The 20,161-nt window shown below is 48.1% G+C and carries 18 protein-coding genes; 13 read left to right on the forward strand and 5 right to left on the reverse strand.

Annotation, left to right across the window (positions count from 1 at the left end):
• Positions 1-63 precede the first annotated feature (63 nt).
• Both gcvH and MTO69_RS17700 read right to left on the reverse strand, forming a co-directional pair.
• A complete protein-coding gene (gene gcvH / locus MTO69_RS17695) occupies positions 64-444 on the reverse strand; it encodes a glycine cleavage system protein GcvH (protein ID WP_176289532.1) in 381 nt (126 codons plus the stop codon).
• 34 nt (positions 445-478) lie between these two features.
• Positions 479-1,774, reverse strand: a complete 1,296-nt coding sequence (locus MTO69_RS17700) for a serine hydroxymethyltransferase (protein WP_248334749.1) — start codon at positions 1,772-1,774, stop codon at positions 479-481.
• 371 nt (positions 1,775-2,145) lie between these two features.
• Here MTO69_RS17700 and MTO69_RS17705 point away from each other — a divergent pair, with 371 nt between their 5' ends.
• The 4 genes from MTO69_RS17705 (at position 2,146) to MTO69_RS17720 (ending at position 6,154) form a co-directional block, all read left to right on the forward strand.
• Entirely contained in the window at positions 2,146-2,769 is a 624-nt protein-coding gene (locus MTO69_RS17705) for a helix-turn-helix domain-containing protein (RefSeq protein WP_248334750.1), read from the forward strand.
• Between the two features lie 259 nt (positions 2,770-3,028).
• Positions 3,029-4,147, forward strand: coding sequence for a glycine cleavage system aminomethyltransferase GcvT (gene gcvT, locus MTO69_RS17710; protein WP_248334751.1), 1,119 nt, complete (start codon positions 3,029-3,031; stop codon positions 4,145-4,147).
• A gap of 168 nt (positions 4,148-4,315) precedes the next feature.
• Positions 4,316-5,332 (forward strand): S1 family peptidase, encoded by a 1,017-nt coding sequence (locus MTO69_RS17715; protein WP_248334752.1) that lies wholly within the window; start codon positions 4,316-4,318, stop codon positions 5,330-5,332.
• A gap of 153 nt (positions 5,333-5,485) precedes the next feature.
• A complete protein-coding gene (locus MTO69_RS17720; RefSeq protein WP_248334753.1) occupies positions 5,486-6,154 on the forward strand; it encodes a LuxR C-terminal-related transcriptional regulator in 669 nt (222 codons plus the stop codon).
• Positions 6,155-6,205: 51 nt separating this feature from the next.
• Here the strand turns inward: MTO69_RS17720 and MTO69_RS17725 are convergent, their stop codons facing one another.
• Positions 6,206-6,469: a DUF3012 domain-containing protein gene (locus MTO69_RS17725; protein WP_248334754.1), complete on the reverse strand. Its 264-nt coding sequence runs from the start codon at positions 6,467-6,469 to the stop codon at positions 6,206-6,208.
• Between the two features lie 306 nt (positions 6,470-6,775).
• Here MTO69_RS17725 and rbsD point away from each other — a divergent pair, with 306 nt between their 5' ends.
• The 7 genes from rbsD to MTO69_RS17760 all read left to right on the forward strand — a co-directional run bounded on the left by rbsD (position 6,776) and on the right by MTO69_RS17760 (position 14,076).
• Positions 6,776-7,195: a D-ribose pyranase gene (gene rbsD, locus MTO69_RS17730; RefSeq protein WP_248334755.1), complete on the forward strand. Its 420-nt coding sequence runs from the start codon at positions 6,776-6,778 to the stop codon at positions 7,193-7,195.
• Positions 7,196-7,219: 24 nt separating this feature from the next.
• On the forward strand, positions 7,220-8,725 hold the full coding sequence (gene rbsA, locus MTO69_RS17735; protein ID WP_248334756.1) for a ribose ABC transporter ATP-binding protein RbsA: 1,506 nt from the start codon (positions 7,220-7,222) through the stop codon (positions 8,723-8,725).
• Complete coding sequence (rbsC, locus tag MTO69_RS17740; RefSeq protein WP_248334757.1) at positions 8,722-9,705, forward strand: ribose ABC transporter permease; 984 nt, start codon at positions 8,722-8,724, stop codon at positions 9,703-9,705. The genes rbsA and rbsC overlap by 4 nt, the downstream gene beginning before the upstream one ends.
• 65 nt (positions 9,706-9,770) lie before the next feature.
• Complete coding sequence (rbsB, locus tag MTO69_RS17745) at positions 9,771-10,649, forward strand: ribose ABC transporter substrate-binding protein RbsB (RefSeq protein ID WP_248334758.1); 879 nt, start codon at positions 9,771-9,773, stop codon at positions 10,647-10,649.
• Between the two features lie 133 nt (positions 10,650-10,782).
• Entirely contained in the window at positions 10,783-11,703 is a 921-nt protein-coding gene (gene rbsK / locus MTO69_RS17750) for a ribokinase (protein ID WP_248334759.1), read from the forward strand.
• Between the two features lie 24 nt (positions 11,704-11,727).
• A complete protein-coding gene (locus tag MTO69_RS17755; RefSeq protein WP_248334760.1) occupies positions 11,728-12,735 on the forward strand; it encodes a substrate-binding domain-containing protein in 1,008 nt (335 codons plus the stop codon).
• Positions 12,736-13,092: 357 nt separating this feature from the next.
• Complete coding sequence (locus MTO69_RS17760; protein WP_248334761.1) at positions 13,093-14,076, forward strand: chemotaxis protein; 984 nt, start codon at positions 13,093-13,095, stop codon at positions 14,074-14,076.
• 105 nt (positions 14,077-14,181) lie between these two features.
• On the opposite strand, the gene MTO69_RS17765 is transcribed toward MTO69_RS17760, so the two are convergent.
• Positions 14,182-16,071 (reverse strand): DEAD/DEAH box helicase, encoded by a 1,890-nt coding sequence (locus tag MTO69_RS17765; RefSeq protein ID WP_248334762.1) that lies wholly within the window; start codon positions 16,069-16,071, stop codon positions 14,182-14,184.
• A 459-nt stretch (positions 16,072-16,530) separates the two neighbouring features.
• On the opposite strand from MTO69_RS17765, the gene rnb reads away from it, so the two are divergent.
• Complete coding sequence (gene rnb / locus MTO69_RS17770; protein WP_248334763.1) at positions 16,531-18,537, forward strand: exoribonuclease II; 2,007 nt, start codon at positions 16,531-16,533, stop codon at positions 18,535-18,537.
• Between the two features lie 214 nt (positions 18,538-18,751).
• On the opposite strand, the gene MTO69_RS17775 is transcribed toward rnb, so the two are convergent.
• Positions 18,752-19,105 carry a DUF3024 domain-containing protein gene (locus tag MTO69_RS17775; protein WP_248334764.1) on the reverse strand — a complete coding sequence of 118 codons (354 nt, stop codon included), beginning with the start codon at positions 19,103-19,105 and terminating at the stop codon, positions 18,752-18,754.
• Between the two features lie 170 nt (positions 19,106-19,275).
• Between MTO69_RS17775 and MTO69_RS17780 the strand changes: the two genes are divergently transcribed.
• Positions 19,276-20,094, forward strand: coding sequence for a phosphate ABC transporter substrate-binding protein (locus MTO69_RS17780; protein WP_248334765.1), 819 nt, complete (start codon positions 19,276-19,278; stop codon positions 20,092-20,094).
• Positions 20,095-20,161: the final 67 nt, after the last annotated feature.

Consider the following 20,161-nt stretch of genomic DNA (forward strand, 5'->3'; position numbering starts at 1 on the left):
TACGTCCGAACTTTGAAAAAAAGCTGCCTCTGAAACAGGGGCAGCCTTCCTAGTTGTTCCTAATTACTCATCGTCGATTGAGTTTAGGTACTCTTCTGCGTCTTTTAGATTGTCGAGCTCAGATGGGTCAGACATCTTCACTTTGACGATCCAACCGCCTTCGTAAGGTTCTTCGTTAATAAGCTCTGGGCTATCTTCCAGCTCTTCGTTGATCTCGACAATTTCACCAGTAATAGGAGCGTAGATGTCAGAGGCTGCTTTAACCGATTCAACCAACGAGAAGCTATCGCCTGCTTCGATTTCGTCTTCTACTTCTGGTAGGTCAACGAAAACCACGTCGCCTAGCATCTCTTGAGCGTGCTCTGAAATACCGATAGTTACTGTGCCGTCACCGTTGTCACGTACCCACTCGTGGCTATCTGCAAACTTCAGTGTGTTGTCCATTGCTTATTCTCCAAAATAACTTTGATTAAATTGTTTATTGGTAAAGTGGGAAGCGAGCACAGAGTGTTTTCACTTCTTTGCGAACGCGTTGCTCAACTTCTGCGTTGCCTTCAGGGTTTTCAACTAACCCGTCGAGTACGTCGCCAATCCAGTTACCGATAAGTTTGAATTCTTCAGCGCCAAAGCCGCGGCTTGTCCCCGCAGGCGTCCCTAAGCGGATGCCCGATGTAATCATAGGCTTCTCTGAATCAAACGGGATGCCGTTTTTGTTACATGTGATCCCTGCACGCTCCAGGGCTTCTTCCGCTTTATTACCTTTAAGGCCTTTAGGGCGAAGGTCTACCAACATTAGGTGCGTATCTGTTCCGCCAGTCACAATGTCACAACCGCGAGTTTGCAACACTTCAGCCAGAACTTTTGCGTTGTTGATCACTGAATCGATATATGTCGAAAATTCAGGGCCTAACGCCTCACCAAAGGCGACCGCTTTTGCTGCGATTACGTGCATCAGTGGTCCACCTTGCAGGCCAGGGAATACCGCTGAGTTGATTTTTTTGATGATCTCTTCGTGGTTGGTCAAGATCATTCCGCCGCGAGGTCCACGCAGTGTTTTGTGTGTTGTCGTGGTGACAACGTGGGCATGAAGTAGCGGGCTAGGGTGTGCACCTGTGGCGATAAGACCCGCGATGTGCGCCATGTCGACCATCAGAATCGCGTCAACTTCGTCAGCGATTTCACGGAATTTGGCAAAATCGATGGTACGTGGAATCGCACTACCACCGGCAATGATCATTTTAGGTTTGTGCTCAACTGCGAGTGCGCGCACATCATCGTAATTAATTTCTAGCGTTTCGCGGTCAACGCCATATTGAACGGCATTAAACCATTTTCCAGAAAGCGCAGGGCGAGCGCCGTGGGTTAAGTGACCGCCCGCGTCTAGCGACATACCAAGGATAGTATCGCCAGGTTGCAGCAACGCCAGTTTCACCGCGCCATTCGCTTGTGCGCCAGAGTGAGGTTGAACGTTTGCGTATTCGCACTTAAATAATTGCTTGGCGCGCTCAATAGCGATCGCCTCAACCGTATCAACATGCTCACAGCCACCGTAGTAACGACGGCCCGGATAACCTTCTGCGTATTTATTGGTTAGGCAAGTGCCTTGGGCTTGCATTACTGCTTTAGAAACAATGTTTTCTGAAGCAATAAGTTCGATTTGTTCGTTTTGACGAGTAAACTCTGCTTGAATTCCAGCGAAGACAGCGTCGTCGGTAGCAGCAAGGTTGGTAGAGAAAAAGTTCTCTAAGCTGTGATTTTGAAACGGTTTGTTCATGGTAGATGACCTTCCATTCGTGCCTAAGAGGGGTTGTGCTTGTGGGTAGCTCTCTTCGGCTCTGCTTTTGTTACTGTTCTTATCTACGTAAGACCAGGGTGAATATCCATACCCCAAAATCGTGGGAAAAGCCGATTCCAATGGTTCACTTGAGTAACGTTTGGTCTCGGAAATCGCATCTCTACAACTAACAAGTTGGTAACATAGCGGTTGTCGCCACAACAATCAATAAAAAATTTCCTATTGGAAACAAGGTTTCTAATTTTGTTAGCGAGAGCACGGTTTATTTCCTGTTGACGTCTTTCCTCTCCTATTCGCTTGGGGCACAATGAAAATCACACAGGATGTAGCTACGTATTTAAGAGGGAAGCATGCCCGAAGATATCTATGACGAGTATCCGTCGTTGACTCTGGCAAAAGAGTCGGTCGATGAAAACATAGAGCCATTGAAGCTAGGACAGCGGATAAAAGAGATCCGTGGCAAGCTGGGCATTACGCTAGAAGAAGCGAGTCAGCGCACCGGTCTGGCGCGATCTACGCTAAGTAAAATCGAAAACGAACAAATCTCTCCCACCTTCCAAGCGATGCAAAAATTGGCGATGGGTTTGCAGATTGACATGCCGCAACTATTTGAACCGCCAAGAAAAAAAGTTGCGACGGGTCGAAGAGATATCACCAAAGCGAGCCAGGGAAAGCCGCATCCGACCCCAACCTATGAACACGAACTGCTCGCCACTCAGCTATCGAACAAAAAAATGATGCCGTTTAAAAGCCAAGTCCATGCGCGAAGCTTTGAAGAGTATAGCGATTGGGTTAGGCATGACGGTGAAGAGTTTTTGCTCATACTGTCAGGTTCGGTGATGTTCTATTCTGAGTTTTATGAACCGGTAGAGCTTAGTGAGGGAGACAGTGTGTATTACGACGCCAACATGGGACATATGCTGGTATCGACCAGTGACAATGACGCCCATATTTTGTGGGTGACGGCCAAATAACTGTCTGTGGTTACGAATTTCTTATAGTGAAAGCAAACGTTTGCTTTTGCCTGTTAAAAGAGTAAAATGGCGCCGCTTTGGTGATGATACCGCCAAAGCGGCGTTTTTTATTTGCCTGCTAAGATGTAAATATGATGTTAAGCATCACACTTTGAACGCTTCTCAACGTGTTAATCGTGCAAATTCTCTCCACCCGTGTTTATTATTGGAAACAAGGTTTCCTTGCATGGAAAACGAACCTGATAAAATGGAGACAACAATGACTCAAGATCTACTAAAAACCCCTCTACACGCGCTGCACATTGAAGCGGGTGCAAAGATGGTTCCTTTCGCTGGCTACGATATGCCTGTCCAATACAAACTTGGCGTAAAGAAAGAGCATTTACACACGCGTGATGCGGCTGGCCTATTTGATGTATCGCACATGGGTCAACTGCGTTTACACGGTGAGGGTGCCGCCGCGTTTTTAGAGTCATTAGTTCCCGTCGATATTATCGACCTCCCGTCGGGCAACCAACGCTATGCGTTTTTCACCAATGAGCAAGGCGGCATCATGGACGACCTGATGGTGGCCAATTTGGGTGATCATCTTTTCGTGGTGGTAAATGCGGCGTGTAAGGAGCAAGACATCAATCATCTAGAAGCTCATCTTCCTTCCGGTGTGGAGCTAGAGGTCATCGACGATCGCGCGTTATTGGCACTGCAAGGCCCGAAAGCGGTTGATGTACTGAAAAGATTCAATCCACAAGTCGCAGACATGCTGTTTATGGATGTGAAGAAGTTAGAAATCTTAGGCGTTGAGTGTATTGTCAGCCGCAGTGGTTACACTGGTGAAGATGGTTACGAAATCTCAGTGCCAAACACCCATGCACAGGAGCTGGCGCAGAAGTTAACCGCGGAAGAAGAAGTCGAGTGGATTGGTCTTGGCGCTCGTGATTCTTTGCGCTTAGAGTGCGGTTTGTGTCTGTACGGTCACGATCTCGATACCACCACAACGCCAGTCGAGGCAAGCCTACTTTGGGGTATTCAGAAAGTACGTCGTCTTGGTGGAGAGCGTGAAGGCGGGTTCCCAGGGGCTGACGTGATCCTAAAACAGATCGAAAGCAAAGATGTGGCACGTAAACGTGTCGGCCTAGTGGGTCAGACCAAAGCACCGGTGCGTGAAGGTGCTGAGCTGTTTGATGCTGACGACAATAAAGTGGGTGTGGTAACCAGTGGCACTGCAGGTCCAAACGCTGGTAAACCTGTGTCTATGGCTTATGTGCGCGCCGATCTTGCTTCGATTGGTACAGAGTTGTTTGCCGACGTGCGCGGTAAGAAGTTACCGATGACGGTTGAGAAAATGCCATTCGTGCCGCAGCGCTATTACCGCGGCTAGACATTTTTGTCTCTACTACGTAGAAATGATAAACCTCTCGAGTCGAGAGGTTTTTTTCTATAAGAGAGACTGGTTTAGTTGTCTATTGGGCGAGACAGTGGTATGAACTAACCCTTTAGGTTTGACGTAAACTAAACTTAGATTGGAGTGATAAGCCAGGATGTTGCTATGAGTCGTTTTTTGTATTTATTGTTGTTGATTCTGATGCCCACTGGCGCACATGCGGTCGACGTAAAACCCTATATTGTCAATGGCTCCAACGCCAATATTGCTGACTATCCCTCTTTCGCGAGTCTGTTTTACCGAAATGGTAACACCTACAGTGCTTCTCCTTACTGTGGGGCGACCATGATTAACCCACAGTACGTACTCACCGCAGCGCACTGTATCTATGGCGACAACAATCTGATGTTGTACACCGTGGTGGCGCCGCAGTTAGAAGACGAAAGTAACTTTTTGTCTACTCAGCAAGCAAAGGCTGAGGCCTTCTACTATCCCGACAACTACCTCGATTCTGAGGTTGAGCGTTGGCCAAATGACATTGCCATCATCAAGCTAGAATCACCGTTAGCCGTCGGAACATACACTTCTTTGCTCAACACGACCGTCAATAACGCGTTTGCCCCCAATGACAACTACAAAGCCGTGGGACATGGGTATATTGCGGAAAACGACTCGAGCGGGACCCGATTACTCGAGACGTCACTCACCTACGTCAATACGAGTAACTGCCAAGCGGTATTTGGCAGCAAAATCACCTCAAGCCAACTCTGTTTTGATGGCGCTTTGGGCGCGACATTCAAGAATGCGACGTGTAACGGTGACTCTGGCGGCCCTGTTTACTGGTACACAGGCGGTCAATATGTCCAAATCGGCCTCACCAGTTTTGGTCCGGCGACTTGTGGTGACCCGAGTGCTAACGTGATAGCGGTCTTCACTGATGTTCATGACTACCAAGGCTGGATATCGCAAGTTATCAATGGTTTGGTAACACCAAAAGCGTATGTGGAAACGCGGAATGGACTGCGTGTACTGATCAATAACGATACCGGTGGTAGTGAATCAACACAGCCTCAATCTGAGGGGGGAGGAGGCGGCGGCTCGATCCCTCTCTCTACGCTGAGCGCTTTAGTGCTTCTGGCGTACTGGCGTTTTGCCGGCATGCGTTTCTGGTTGCCAAATTAACTCTCTTCTTACAAATGAGAATGTCAAATTAACTTCATGAAAGCTATTGGTTTTTTTGTGACTATTCTCTAATTGGTCTTCTTCAACCGGTTGACTATTCTTCCTCAAGCGATAGCTTTAAGTCGAAAGTTTGGTTAGGTAGGGATTAACGTTATGGCTAGCAATGACATCTATAAAGTCACACTCATTTCTGATGTGAGTATGCAATCAAAACTATTAAAAGATTCATTGGAACAAGGGCTCGGTCTGCAGGTAAGCATAATCACCGCGGACGCGCTAAAAAATTGCGCATCTGGAGAGCCGCTGCTCGGTAACTTAGTACTGATTGATTATCACTACCTAGATAGTGATAAGTTTGAGAGTTACCACTTTGCCAAAGGGCAGAGTCAAACCACGGTGAAAGAAATTGTGTTTAACTGTCCATCGGATGCTCCTTCCAGCGAGTTGTTTAAGTGGCGTAACCTGGTTGGGGTGTTTTATCTTGATGACGAACTACCATTGCTGTTAAAGGGTATGGAGAAAGTGATGCAAGATGAAATGTGGCTATCACGCAAAGTCGCGCAGGATTACATCGAGCACTTCCGCTGTGCTCATAGCGTCACCAGTTCACAAGCCTATGCCAACCTGACCAAACGTGAAAAAGAGATCATGCGCTTACTTGGACACGGCGCGTCGAATATTGAAATCGCCGATGAACTGTTTGTCAGCGAGAACACAGTCAAAACTCATTTGCACAACATCTTTAAAAAGATCAACGCTAAGAATCGCTTACAAGCCTTGCTATGGGCAAACAACAATATCTCCCTCGAAGAGCGGGTTTAGTAACCAACGAATAAAGGTCTGGATATCCAGACCTTTTTTCTGTGCGCGTGCTTAAAACACGCAGTGTTTTGTATAGCTCGCGACCTCGTTTGCGCTCCAATCTCCCTTGGGTTTGTCGTCGAGTTCGCGGCACCAGTTCTCACTTCCCACCGCATTGCTAAAGACACAATGTTTGGCAAAGTCTAGAGCGTTTTGTGCGTTCCATTCACTCTTTGGCGTATCGTTGAGGTTGTCGCACCAAGCTTGCGTGCCCACTTCATCTTGGCAGGCGAACAGCATAGGTATCACCAGCAAGGCGACTAAATATTTCTTCATGGCAAAGCCTCACTATTTAACTGGCGCTTACTATAACGTGGTTGGGCGATAAATGGCGCAAGATCACGTAAATTTCTTTATAGAAGGCACTGATATTTTTATCAATCAGTGAGTTTGATCACTTCATATGCAGAACTTGAGTTGAGTACAAAGATCTATTTCACACTCTTATGATAGTCGGCTCGCAAAATCGTACCTAGCTATTATTATTTCATCGAAACGTTTCGATGAGTGTTTTATCGCGAATTTTTCGAATAAACCCAACACTCATAGTTGAACAAACGTCTATTTTAAAAGGTCGATGAGATGAAAAAACACACCCTACTGAACTCAGAGTTGTCCTATTTGACAGCTACGCTCGGTCATACTGACGAAATCACTATTTGTGACGCAGGGCTACCCATCCCGGAGCAGGTGCAGCGAATCGACTTAGCATTGACTCATGGCGTGCCTTCGTTTTTAGAAACAGTGCGAGTGATCTTGTCTGAATCTCAGATTGAAGGGGTGATCATTGCCGAGGAATTTAAAACCGTAAGCCCAACGCATCACGAGGCGCTGATTAAAGAGCTGGATGCGGAAAGTGCGGCAACGGGTAAGGCGATTGCGATTTGCTATGTCAGCCATGAAGACTTTAAAGCGCGTACCCAACAGAGCCGCGCTGTGGTACGCACCGGGGAGTGCACACCCTACGCGAACGTCATTTTTCAAGCTGGCGTTGTGTTTTAAGTGACGCAACAGGAAGGAAGCACTATGACTCAAGCCATATTACAGCTGAGTTCGATTGAAAAGGCGTTCCCTGGAGTGAAAGCCTTAGATCAAGCGAGCCTCAATGTTTACCCCGGCCGCGTAATGGCGCTACTGGGTGAGAACGGCGCGGGCAAATCAACATTGATGAAAGTGTTGACCGGCATCTACAGCTTAGATTCGGGGAGCATTCATTATCAGGGTCAGCCTGCCGCGTTCAAAGGTCCACGTGATTCTCAGCAAGCGGGTATAAGCATCATTCACCAAGAACTGAACCTGATTCCAGAGCTGACCATCGCAGAGAATATCTTCTTGGGCCGCGAATTTACCAACGGATTTGGTGGTATTCAGTGGCAGAAAATGTACGCAGAGGCCGACAAGTTGTTGGCGAGACTGAACGTCAAGCACAGCTCAAAGACCTTACTTGGTGATTTGAGTCTTGGTGAACAGCAGATGGTCGAAATCGCCAAAGCGCTGTCGTTTGAATCGAAAGTCATCATTATGGATGAGCCGACCGATGCACTCACTGATACTGAAACCGAATCTCTGTTTGCGGTGATCAATGAGCTGCGTGACCAAGGCTGCGGCATTGTGTATATCTCGCACCGTTTGAAAGAGATTTTCGAAATTTGTGACGATATCACTGTACTGCGTGATGGCAAATTTATCGGCCAGTGCCAAGTGAGCGATACCGACGAAGATGGCCTGATTGAAATGATGGTCGGTCGTAAGCTCGATGAGCAGTATCCGCGCATTGATGTGCGCCACGGAGAGACTTGCCTTGAAGTGATCGGATTGACCGGTTCGGGTGTGCACGATGTCAGCTTTACCCTTAAGCGCGGTGAGATCCTTGGTATCTCTGGCTTAATGGGCGCAGGTCGTACTGAGTTGATGAAAGTGATTTATGGTGCGCTGCCTAGTGAGAGCGGCGTGATCAATCTCGACAACAAAACCATTAATCCGGTGTCGCCTCAAGATGGCTTGGCCAATGGTATCGCTTATATCTCAGAAGACCGTAAAGGGGATGGCCTGGTATTAGGACTCTCCGTCAAAGAGAACATGTCACTTTGCGCGCTCGATAAACTGACCAAAGGAGGTCGAATCCAACACAATGACGAAGTGGTCGCCGTCGAAGACTTCATCAATTTATTCAATATCAAAACGCCGACAAGAGATCAGATTATTGGCAACTTGTCGGGAGGCAATCAGCAAAAAGTTGCGATTGCTAAAGGCTTGATGACCAAACCTAAGGTATTGATTTTAGATGAGCCAACCCGAGGTGTGGATGTCGGCGCGAAAAAAGAGATTTATCAACTGATCAACAAATTTAAGGCCGATGGTATGAGCATCATTCTGGTTTCTTCCGAGATGCCTGAAGTGCTCGGCATGAGTGACCGCATTCTGGTCATGCACGAAGGGCGAATCAGTGGCGAATTTGCTGCCCAAGACGCTGACCAAGAGAAACTACTCGCCTGTGCCGTAGGCAAAAAGATTAATGAGGAAGCCGCATGAGTACCGATACCATGAGCAAAACAAATACATCTCACAGCACAAAGCTGTTTAGCAAAGAGTGGCTCATTGAACAAAAGTCGCTGATTGCGCTGCTATTGTTGATTGTTGTTGTCTCTTTCTTAAACCCGAACTTTTTTACTGTCGACAACATCCTCAACATTCTTCGTCAAACCTCGGTGAACGCGATCATCGCAGTGGGTATGACGCTGGTTATCCTAACCGCAGGTATTGATTTGAGTGTTGGCTCGGTGCTGGCGCTATGTGGTGCATTTGCCGCTAGCTTGATTGCCATGGAAGTGCCAGTACTGATTGCGGTACCGACGGCACTGTTTGCCGGCGCAGCTTTGGGTGCCATTAGCGGCATCATTATCGCCAAAGGTAAAGTGCAGGCGTTTATCGCAACGCTCGTGACCATGACCTTGCTACGCGGTGTGACTATGGTTTACACCGATGGTCGTCCTATTTCGACAGGTTTTACTGACACAGCGGACGCGTTCGCTTGGTTCGGTACAGGTTATGCGCTGGGTATTCCAGTACCCGTCTGGTTGATGGTGATCGTTTTTGCAGCCGCTTGGTATCTGCTCAATCACACCCGTTTCGGCCGATACGTTTACGCACTAGGCGGCAACGAATCTGCTACTCGCCTGTCGGGTATCAATGTGGACCGCGTTAAGATTGGTGTTTACGCCATCTGTGGTCTGCTTGCTGCCTTGGCTGGCATTATCGTCACCTCTCGACTCTCATCTGCCCAACCAACGGCTGGTATGGGCTATGAGCTGGATGCCATTGCGGCTGTCGTCTTGGGTGGCACCAGTTTGATGGGCGGTAAGGGCCGCATTATGGGGACTTTGATCGGTGCGCTGATCATTGGTTTCCTAAACAACGCTCTAAACTTGCTCGATGTTTCCTCCTACTACCAAATGATTGCCAAAGCAGTGGTTATTTTGCTGGCGGTATTGGTAGACAACAAAAACAAGTAAATCAAAACTAAACTAAATAGGGTCAAGTGACGTGTCTTGACCCACCCTACACAAGGACAGATAAAATGAAAAAACTCGCAACTCTTATCTCCGCGGCACTACTTTCTACCACTGTTTCTGTATCAGCACAGGCACAAGACACGATGGCTATCGTACTGTCGACGCTGAACAACCCGTTCTTTGTGACCATGAAAGACGGTGCAGAAGCGAAAGCGAAGGAGCTTGGTTATGATTTGATTGTTCTGGACTCGCAAAACGATCCAAGTAAAGAACTGTCGAACATCGAAGACTTAACCGTCCGTGGCGTGAAAGCGATTTTGATCAACCCAACCGATTCGGATGCGGTATCAAACGCGATTCGCATGGCCAACCGCTCAAACATTCCAGTACTGACTCTAGACCGTGGGGCTAGCCGAGGTGACGTAGTGAGCCATATCGCGTCAGATAACGTGGTGGGTGGTGAAATGGCCGGTAACTACATTGTTGAAAAAGTGGGTATGAAAGCCAAAGTGATCCAATTGGAAGGCATTGCCGGTACTTCGGCTGCTCGTGAACGTGGCGAAGGCTTCATGAACGCAGTAAAAGGCAGCGAGATGCAAGTGCTTGCTAGTCAGCCAGCAGACTTTGACCGTACTAAAGGTCTAAACGTAATGGAAAACCTGCTTGCTGCTAACCCAGACGTTGAAGCGGTATTTGCACAAAACGACGAAATGGCATTGGGTGCACTGCGCGCAGTACAAGCATCAGGCAAAGATGTCATGATCGTTGGCTTTGATGGTACAGACGACGGTATTGCAGCGGTTAACCGTGGCCAGCTTTCTGCGACCATCGCACAGCAGCCTGATCTGATTGGTGCGCTAGGCATCGAAACGGCCGACCAAGTACTGAAAGGCGAGCAGGTAGAAACTTACATTCCTGTTCCACTAAAAGTGATTACTAAGTAATTCGCAACCGGCCCTCTTTGCTGCTTTCTGTAAGCCGCAAAGAGGGCAAATAGTTATGGGCTCTGTGCCTGAGAGTCCATCGCTATTTCTCCTGTTCACATCTATTGGGCTCTACCGAGCCGAGGACAACCTTATGAATAAGTTAGTGGTTTTAGGTAGTGTTAACGCTGACCATGTTCTTCAAGTGCCTTCTTTTCCTCGCCCAGGCGAGACGTTGCATGGTCGTAACTATCAAGTGATTCCGGGTGGCAAAGGGGCCAACCAAGCCGTGGCAGCGGCGCGCTTAAACGCCGACACGGGTTTTATTGCCTGCGTGGGTGATGATGCGTTTGGCATTAACATCCGTGAAAACTTCAAGATGGACAACATCAATATTCGCGGTGTAAAAATGGAGCCGAATTGCCCGACCGGGATTGCGATGATCCAAGTGTCTGATAGCGGTGAAAACAGCATCTGTATTTCCGCCGAGGCCAACGCCAAACTGACCGCTGAAGCGATCGAGTCAGACTTGGAATCTATCCGCAATGCCAAGTACTTGCTGATGCAATTGGAAACCCCATTATGCGGGATCGAAAAAGCGGCGCAGGTTGCTAAGCAGGCGCGTACCAATGTGATTCTTAACCCTGCGCCAGCGCGCGAATTGTCAGATGAACTACTCGCTTGTATCGATGTGATTACGCCCAATGAAACCGAAGCCGAAGTGCTAACCGGCATTACAGTGACAGACAACGAAAGCGCTCAAGAGGCGGCCAATGCACTGCACGGTAAAGGGATCGAAATTGTGATGATCACTTTAGGCGCGAAAGGCGTGTGGCTCAGTCAAAATGGTCGAGGGACATTGATCGAGGGTTTCCGGGTCGAAGCGCTCGATACCACAGCAGCAGGCGATACCTTTAATGGAGCATTGGTCACTGGCTTACTTGAGGATTTGCCTTTAGAATCAGCGATTAAGTTTGCTCATGCCGCAGCCGCAATCTCAGTCACTCGTTTTGGTGCCCAAACCTCGATACCATCGCGTGCTGAAGTGGATGCGTTTTTGGCTGAGCGCAGTTAGCAGTTAGACGTCAGGGAGTACGGCATGGCAACAATGAAGGATATTGCGCGGCTAGCTGGGGTATCAACCTCAACGGTCAGTCATGTCATTAACAAATCCCGTTATGTCAGTGAAGAGATCTCGCAGCGGGTCAATCAGGCGGCGAAAGACCTCAACTATCGCCCCTCCGCACTGGCCAGAAGTTTAAAAATCAACCGAACTCAAACCATAGGCATGTTAGTGACCACCTCAACGAACCCCTTCTTCGGTGAAGTGGTGAAAGGGGTGGAACGCAGTTGCTACCAACAAGGTTATAACCTGATTTTGTGCAATACCGAAGGGGATAACCAGCGGATGCGAGAATCCATCAACACACTATTGCAAAAGCGGGTTGATGGCTTGATTTTGATGTGCTCTTCCCTCGAGGGCGAACGTATCGATGTCTTTGAGCAGTATCCAGACATCCCGGTTGTCGTGATGGACTGGGGCCCGATGCTGTTTACCAGTGATAAAATTCAAGACAACTCTTTGCGCGGCGGCTACTTAGCGGCTAAGTATCTTATCGATAGTGGTCACACCGATATTGGTTGTATCACTGGCCCGCTGGTTAGGAACCAGGCGCAGATGCGTTATGAGGGTTATAAACGCGCATTGAATGAGGCCGGACTTGGCTTCAAATCGGACTGGATTATCGAAGCCGACTTTGAATGTGAAGGCGGTTACGAGGCGTTTAATCGGATGGCGGATAAAGGGCCACTGCCGAGTGCTATCTTTGTTTGCAATGACATGATGGCAATGGGGGTGATTAATGCCGCCAATGAGCGAGGCATCGCGATCCCTGATCAGCTATCGATTATTGGCTACGATGATATCCACATCGCTAAGTTTATGAGCCCTTCACTGACCACTATCCATCAACCTAAATATCGCCTGGGTAAGGCGGCGGTTGAAGCGGTACTGAAGAAGCTGGCGGGTGACAGTGACCAAGCTCAAGTGGTTCAGCTCGAACCGACCCTAGTTGAGCGCGCAACGGTTAAATCGCTCCTTGGCTAAAACCTACCTTAAATGGCGGTGTCGATGTCGGCCCGCTTTTCTTCTTTGTCCACCAAATTGTGCTAAACCTAAAGGATGATGACGCTGAACTTAGGGTTTAGAGACGCTGACTCTGTACAATAAAAAATTCGCCTGACCTATGACAATCTAGGCCTGGTATGCTCGATGGCGACGTATTGGCTGGGCTACCTCGTTAATTACTGAGTAATTTAACAGTAATAATCTCGGGCTGAAGCGCAGAACTTTGAACTCACACTGTCTATTCGATTTACAAAGATTTGTTTTGCGGTTAAAAAGAACAAAAGTATCGACAACTTTTGACGATAACAAGTTGTGATCAAACGATGAAGAAGAATTATGAGCGGATCAAGTAGTACGATTTTAACCGAAAGTGGCACTAATGAACTGGAGATCATCGAGTTCCATTTAGTGAAAGAGCTTCCTGGTGGTGGGACAAAAACCTGCTATTACGGAATTAACGTCGCCAAGGTGCGAGAGGTGATTCAGGTACCAGAGACCACCGATTATCCCAATGCCCAGCCACATATGGTTGGCGTGTTCTCTTCGCGAGATGTCTTGACTCCGCTGGTGGACTTAGCGGGCTGGTTGGGTGTCCAGACCAATAAAGATCTGAAGCGCAAGTTTGTTATCGTCACCGACTTTAATAACATGACTAATGGTTTTTTGATCGACAGTATCAGCCGTATCCACCGTATTTCTTGGAATGATGTTGAATCGCCAAGTCAGTTTTTGGAAGCGGGCGAGCAAGATTGCGTCGTGGCGGTGGTGCGAAAAGACGGTAACCTAATCATGATCCTCGACTTCGAGAAGATCATTGCTGATATCAACCCAGAACTGAGTATGGAAAAATACGATGTTAAGGTAGATAAAACCGTCGATCTTAACCAGCGCATGATCACTAAGCGCAACGCCAAAACCGTGATGGTGGTGGACGACTCTGCGTTTATTCGCTCCATGATTCAAGACACCTTAACCTCAGCCGGCTACAACGTGATTGCCTGTAAAGATGGCGGCGAAGCACACGAGAAGTTGATGAACTTAATCGAAGTGGCGAAAGAAGAAAACATGCCAGTGAGTGAGTTTATTGACGGTATCGTGACTGACGTTGAGATGCCAAGAATGGATGGTATGCACCTTGTTAAGCGCCTGCGTGATAGTGAAGCTTACTCATCGATTCCGATTGTGATGTTTTCATCTTTGATGAGTGACGATAACCGCGCCAAAGCGTTAGCGCTGGGTGCCAACGATACCATCACCAAACCAGAGATTGGCAAAATGGTGACCATGATGGATAAATACATCTTCGGCCAAGCAAAGTAGGCATTCCAATCACAACCAATATCTGGGCACTTACTCATCCCGTTGGGTATAAACCAGGAATAAAAAAAGGATACGCAATGCGTATCCTTTTTTGTGTCGTTAATCTTATGCTTCGCTGCGACGGTCACGGCCGTGACCACGTTCACCGCGATAGTTACCGCGATGGTCACCACCACGGTTGCGGTCAAAGCGACGTTCACCGTCGCGACCACCACGGCCACCTTCACGGTTGCCACGGAAACCGCCTTCACGACGACCACCTTCACGGTTGCCACGGTAACCACCGTCACGACGGCCACCGCCATCACGGCGACCACGAGGTTCGCGGAAATCATCAAAGTCACAAACAACCGCATCCACCTGCTTCTGACGAATACGCAGCTTACGCAGTTTACCCGCCGTCTCAGACGACATCGCTTTTGGTAGCTGAACGTAAGTTTCGCCTTGTGCTAGTTTGATAGCACCGATTGAGCCTTTGGTTAGGCCAAGTTCGTTAGCTAGTGCGCCGACGATATCTTTAACCTGAACGCCTTGCTCACGGCCTACTTGCAGTTGGTACGTATCCCAATCTTGGTTGTTGAAGCTACGACCGCCTTCGCGACGACCATCACGGCCACCTTCACGACGCTCTTTACGACGCTGTTTGTCGCGCTCAATCGCTTCAATCATTGGGTCTTCGCCGATGTAGAACAGTGGGCGCTTACCTTGTTGGCGCTTAAGCAAGATGGCTGCAAGTGCTGCGGCATCGAGCTCAAGAGACTCTTGTAGCTTGTCGACTAGCTCAGCAAACTTCTCAAGTGCTTTGTGCTCTTTTTCAGTTTCTAGCTCTGCACCTAGCTTAGCTAGACGCGCTTCGGCTACTTTGTCACGGTGAGGAAGTTGGATCTCTTCCATTGATGACTTAGTCACGCGCTCAATAGTGCGTAGCATACGAAGTTGGTTAGTACGAACCAACAGGATCGCTTTACCTTTACGTCCAGCGCGGCCAGTACGACCGATACGGTGGATGTAAGACTCAACATCGAATGGGATGTCGTAGTTGAATACGTGAGTAATACGTGGCACGTCTAGACCACGAGCAACAACGTCAGTCGCGACTAAGATGTCGATCACGCCTTGTTTAATGTGGTCAACGGTGCGCTCACGAAGTGACTGAGGAATGTCACCGTGTAGAGCCGCTGCTTTAAAGCCGCGTGCAGATAGCCAATCAGCCAAACGCTCGGTATCTTGACGAGTACGTACGAATACGATCGATGCGTCAGTCTCTTCTGTTTCTAGAAGACGAGACATCGCTTCGTCTTTTTCAACACCTTTCACAACCCAGAACTGCTGTTCTACTTTGTCTACGGTGTGGTTTTTACCGGCAACGTCGATGGTTTCTGGATCACGTAGGAAGCGCTCAACAATGCTCTTAAGCATCGGAGGCATAGTCGCAGAGAACAGTACGCGTTGTGCTGACTCTGGAGCGTGCTCCATGATTTCAGTGACATCGTCAACAAAGCCCATGTTTAACATTTCGTCTGCTTCATCAAGCACGAATGTATGCACTTCATCTAGGTGTAGACGGTCACGGTTGATAAGGTCTTGAACACGGCCTGGTGTACCGACAACGATGTGAGCACCGTTTTTAAGTGCGCGCATTTGATCAACGATAGATGCACCACCGTAGATCTCTAGCACTTTAAGGCCAGCAATATTTTTACCTAGGTTCTTAATCTCAGCGGCAACCTGAATCGCCAGCTCACGAGTTGGTGCAAGAACGATAGCTTGTGGCTTACGTTGACCAAGGTCGAGCTTATTAAGAAGAGGTAGAGAGAAAGCGGCAGTTTTACCAGTACCAGTTTGAGCTTTACCTAGTGCGTCTTTACCAGCCAATAGGTGCGGGATAGCAGCAGCCTGAATTGGAGTTGGTGAAACAAAACCCATACCATCAAGAGCTGAAAGGATAGAGTCGTTAAGCGCTAGATCGCTAAACTGAATTACAGAATCTGTCATTGGGATCCTACTATATTATGTCAACAAAAGGTCCCACGAGCTCTACCAATTCCAATACCAATCCAGTTGAGAGCTGATTCCGTTCAGATGCGGAAAAGTCGTAAATCGCATCAAGCCACTAGGGACGTAAATTCTCTCGATGCCGCTCACTACATTCTCTGTGTCACATGGCAGATTTGCCTACACTGTAGTCGCATCGATTTGAGGGAGCGCATTATTCCTCAAAAGCATAAGAAAAGCTAGAAAAAATTGAATTTCATCACAATTTTTCTCTGATTTGGGCTGTTCTGTTCACATCTTCGTCACTTATTGGTGCCCTTGTTTAAAGAGAGCGCGATTTATTTGTTTCGATAAGCGTTTGAAATCCAGTTTAAAGGCTAGATTGTCATGGCAGTGCGCTAGCGAGGCCATAGCCGCAGTGTTATAGTGTGCGCAATTTTTTCAGTAAGAATTGTAGAGATGTTCCAAGATAACCCGCTACTGGCTCAACTTAAGCAGCAAATTCAAGAAACGCTTCCGAAAAAGGAAGGCACCATCAAAGCAACCGAAAAAGGCTTTGGTTTTCTCGAAGTCGATAGCAAAACTAGCTTCTTTATCCCGCCACCGTACATGAAAAAATGTCTGCATGGTGACAAGGTCAAAGCCATTATTCGTACTGAAAAAGAGCGTGAAGTGGCGGAGCCGGAAGAGCTGATTGAGCAAGGACTAACGCGCTTTATTGGTCGCGTGAAACTGTTTAAGGGTAAGCTCAATGTGGCACCGGATCACCCTCAATTGAAGAAGCTTTCTCTAAAAGCCAAAACCCGTAAAGGCATCAAAAGCGATGACCTTAAAGAGGGCGACTGGGTCGTGGCGCACCTGACTCGCCATCCACTTAAGGGGGACAATGGCTTCTTTGTTGAAATCAGTGAAAAAATCACCGACGCTGACGATAAAATCGCGCCATGGTGGGTAACACTCGCAGAGAACGATCTGCCTAACAGCGAGCCTGCAGGCATTGAGCATTGGGAGATCAAAGACGATGCGGATCTAGAACGTATCGACATGACGCACATTCCTTTTGTTACCATTGATGGTGAATCGACCAAAGATATGGACGATGCTCTGTACGCGAAAAAAAGTGACAATGGCGACTTCGAGCTGACCATCGCAATTGCCGATCCGACAGCCTACATCACACCAGACAGTGAGATGGATAAAGTCGCCCGCGAGCGCGGTTTTACTATCTACTTACCTGGGCGCAATATTCCAATGCTGCCGCGTGATCTTGCCGACGAGCTGTGTTCTTTAATGCAAGACGAAGTGCGCCCAGCCTTGTGTTGCACAGTGACCATAGATAAAGATGGGGTGATTGGCGATGACATTCGCTTCTTTGCGGCCAACATCAAGTCTCAAGCGCGTCTTGTGTACGACCACGTATCTGACTGGCTGGAAACGGGTGAGTCGGCCCACTGGCAGCCAAGCGATGAGATTGCTCAAGTGGTGCGTGATTTGTACGACTTCTCGCTTGCCCGTGCTAACTGGCGCGAAACGCACGCCGTTGTCTTCCCTGACCGTCCAGATTACCGTTTTGAATTGAGTGAAGATAACGATGTTGTGGCGATTCATGCCGATCTGCGTCGCAGTGCCAATCGCTTAGTGGAAGAAGCGATGATCACCGCCAATATCTGTGCGGGTAAGACTCTGCAAGCCACGTTTAATAGTGGGGTATTTAATACTCACGCAGGCTTTAAGCCAGAAAAGATTGAAGATGTGGTTAAGCTCGTTAACCCTGAAGGTGAGTTGCCATTTACCGCTGATTCTATCGCGACTCTTGATGGTTTTGCCGCGCTGCGCCGCTGGTTAGCAGGTCAAGACACTTCTTACCTTGATAACCGTATCCGCAAGTCGCAAGCTTACAGTGAAATTGGCAATCAACCACTGCCACATTACGCGATGGGCTTAGACATCTACGCGACTTGGACCTCTCCAATTCGTAAATATGGCGATATGATCAACCACCGCATGTTAAAAGCGCACATCTTAGGCAAAGCGCCTGTGCAAACGGCCGATGATAGCGTGGGTGAGGAGCTGGCGACACACCGTAAACATCATAAGATTGCTGAGCGTAATGTCAGTGACTGGCTGTACGCGCGCACACTCGCCGAAGAGCCGACTAAGGGCACCAAGTTTAACGGCGAAATCTTTGATATTAACCGTGCCGGTATGCGCGTGCGCTTGCTGGAAAATGGCGCAGCTGCCTTCATTCCAGGGACACTGATTTTGGCGAACAAAGAGCGTCTAGAGTGCAATGGTGATAACGGTACGGTGAGTATCGATAAAGAAGTCATCTACCGTCTTGGCGATGTGCTTGAAGTGGTGTTGACTGACGTAAACCAAGAAAACCGTAGCTTGGTGGCCAAACCAACCCAAGTGTTCGAAGACGTTAAAAGCGCTGAAGAGGCGCAAGCTCCGACCGAGGAGTAATACCAAACGGGATAAATAGGTGATCAGATAATTGCGCAGGTAAAATTGCTGAGAGCAAGGCATAGATTGCAGCTAGCTAGTTGACCTACCTACAAAATCTATAACGACGCTATCAGCGATTTTAGCCAGCAAGAATGACCAGATATTTATGCTGTTTGGTATAAATAGTCTATATAGTAAAAGGGCGCTCGATGAGCGCCCTTTTTAATGGGGTTTAGTCGCTCCAGAACATCGCTTTGGGATCTTTGGCGACTTCACGCATTATGGCTGTTAGGTCGCTGCTCTGGGCTAAAAAAGGGTAAGGGAGCCATGCCTCTAGCTCGGTATCGTGAGGCACGAACAGTTGCCACAGATTGAGTTCATTGTTCCAAGCAACCTTGGCCACCGGATTCATATAGTGGCAATGACTGGAGTCGAGCAAGAAGTGCTGCTTAATAAACACCACTCCGTTGTGCAACACCTCATAACCGGCTTTACCCAGCTCTGCAGGCGTGCTCTGGTTGCGCTGCTTACAAATGATCTGCGCTCGGCTCTCGACTTGTCTTTGGAGCAAACTTACCAATCCCATGACGCTCAGTCTCGCTTATTGCCTCTGATATCTGTTGCTTACCATACTCGGGTTTAAACATAGTAGATACAAGATCCGGTCATGTCTGTATAGGTTTTCACAAAAATGTCATCTAATCGACATAACATAGGCGCGGTGATCAATTAGACCGTTTCGTTTGGGAGAATAATATGTTCCGTGTCGCGCTCGCAACACTACTATCTAGCTCACTATTTAGCGCCACTTTGCTGGCGGATGAAGTGAACATTTCTGGTTCAACGTCCGTTGCTCGGGTGATGGAGGTGCTTGCAGACCAATATAATGCCACCCACAAAGAGAGTTTTGTTGCGGTACAGGGCGTAGGCTCGAGTGCAGGGATTACTTTGGTAAAAAAAGGTGTCGCAGACATTGGCATGAGCTCGCGTTATTTGACGGAAAGCGAGCTAGACGAAACCTTGACCGTGACACCAATCGCGTTTGATGGACTCGCCGTGGTGGTGAACAAAGCCAACCCGATTGAAAATATCACTCGCGAGCAGTTATTCGACATCTATAAAGGCAGCATTACCAACTGGAAGCAGCTCGGTGGCAGTGATCAAGATATTGCGGTAGTGACGCGAGAAGCCTCGTCGGGTTCACGTTATAGCTTTGAAAGTTTGATGGGACTGACTAAGGTAATCAATGGCCGTTTAGTCTCTGACATCAATCCGAATAATCTGGTGGTCAACAGCAACAGTATGGTGAAAACCATCGTTAACCATAACAAGCAAGCGATAGGCTTTGTGTCGACGGGTTCGGTAGACAGCTCAATCAAAGCGATCCAGTTTGAAGGGGTTGAGGCAAACAATAAAACCATTGCCAACGGGGAGTATGAGTTGGCGCGTCCGTTTTTGGTGCTGTACAACCTAGATAAAGCCGATGAAGAGTCGAAGCTGTTCATCGACTATTTAAACAGCCCTCAAGCTAAAGCGTTGATTGTAGAGTACGGCTACGCACCCATTAGCAAATAAAACGTGCGCCTTCTAATAAAAACAAAAAAGCCCAGCATCACAAATGCTGGGCTTTTTTAATCAAGGC

The organism is Vibrio sinaloensis, assembly GCF_023195835.1.
Classification (GTDB): domain Bacteria; phylum Pseudomonadota; class Gammaproteobacteria; order Enterobacterales; family Vibrionaceae; genus Vibrio; species Vibrio sinaloensis_C.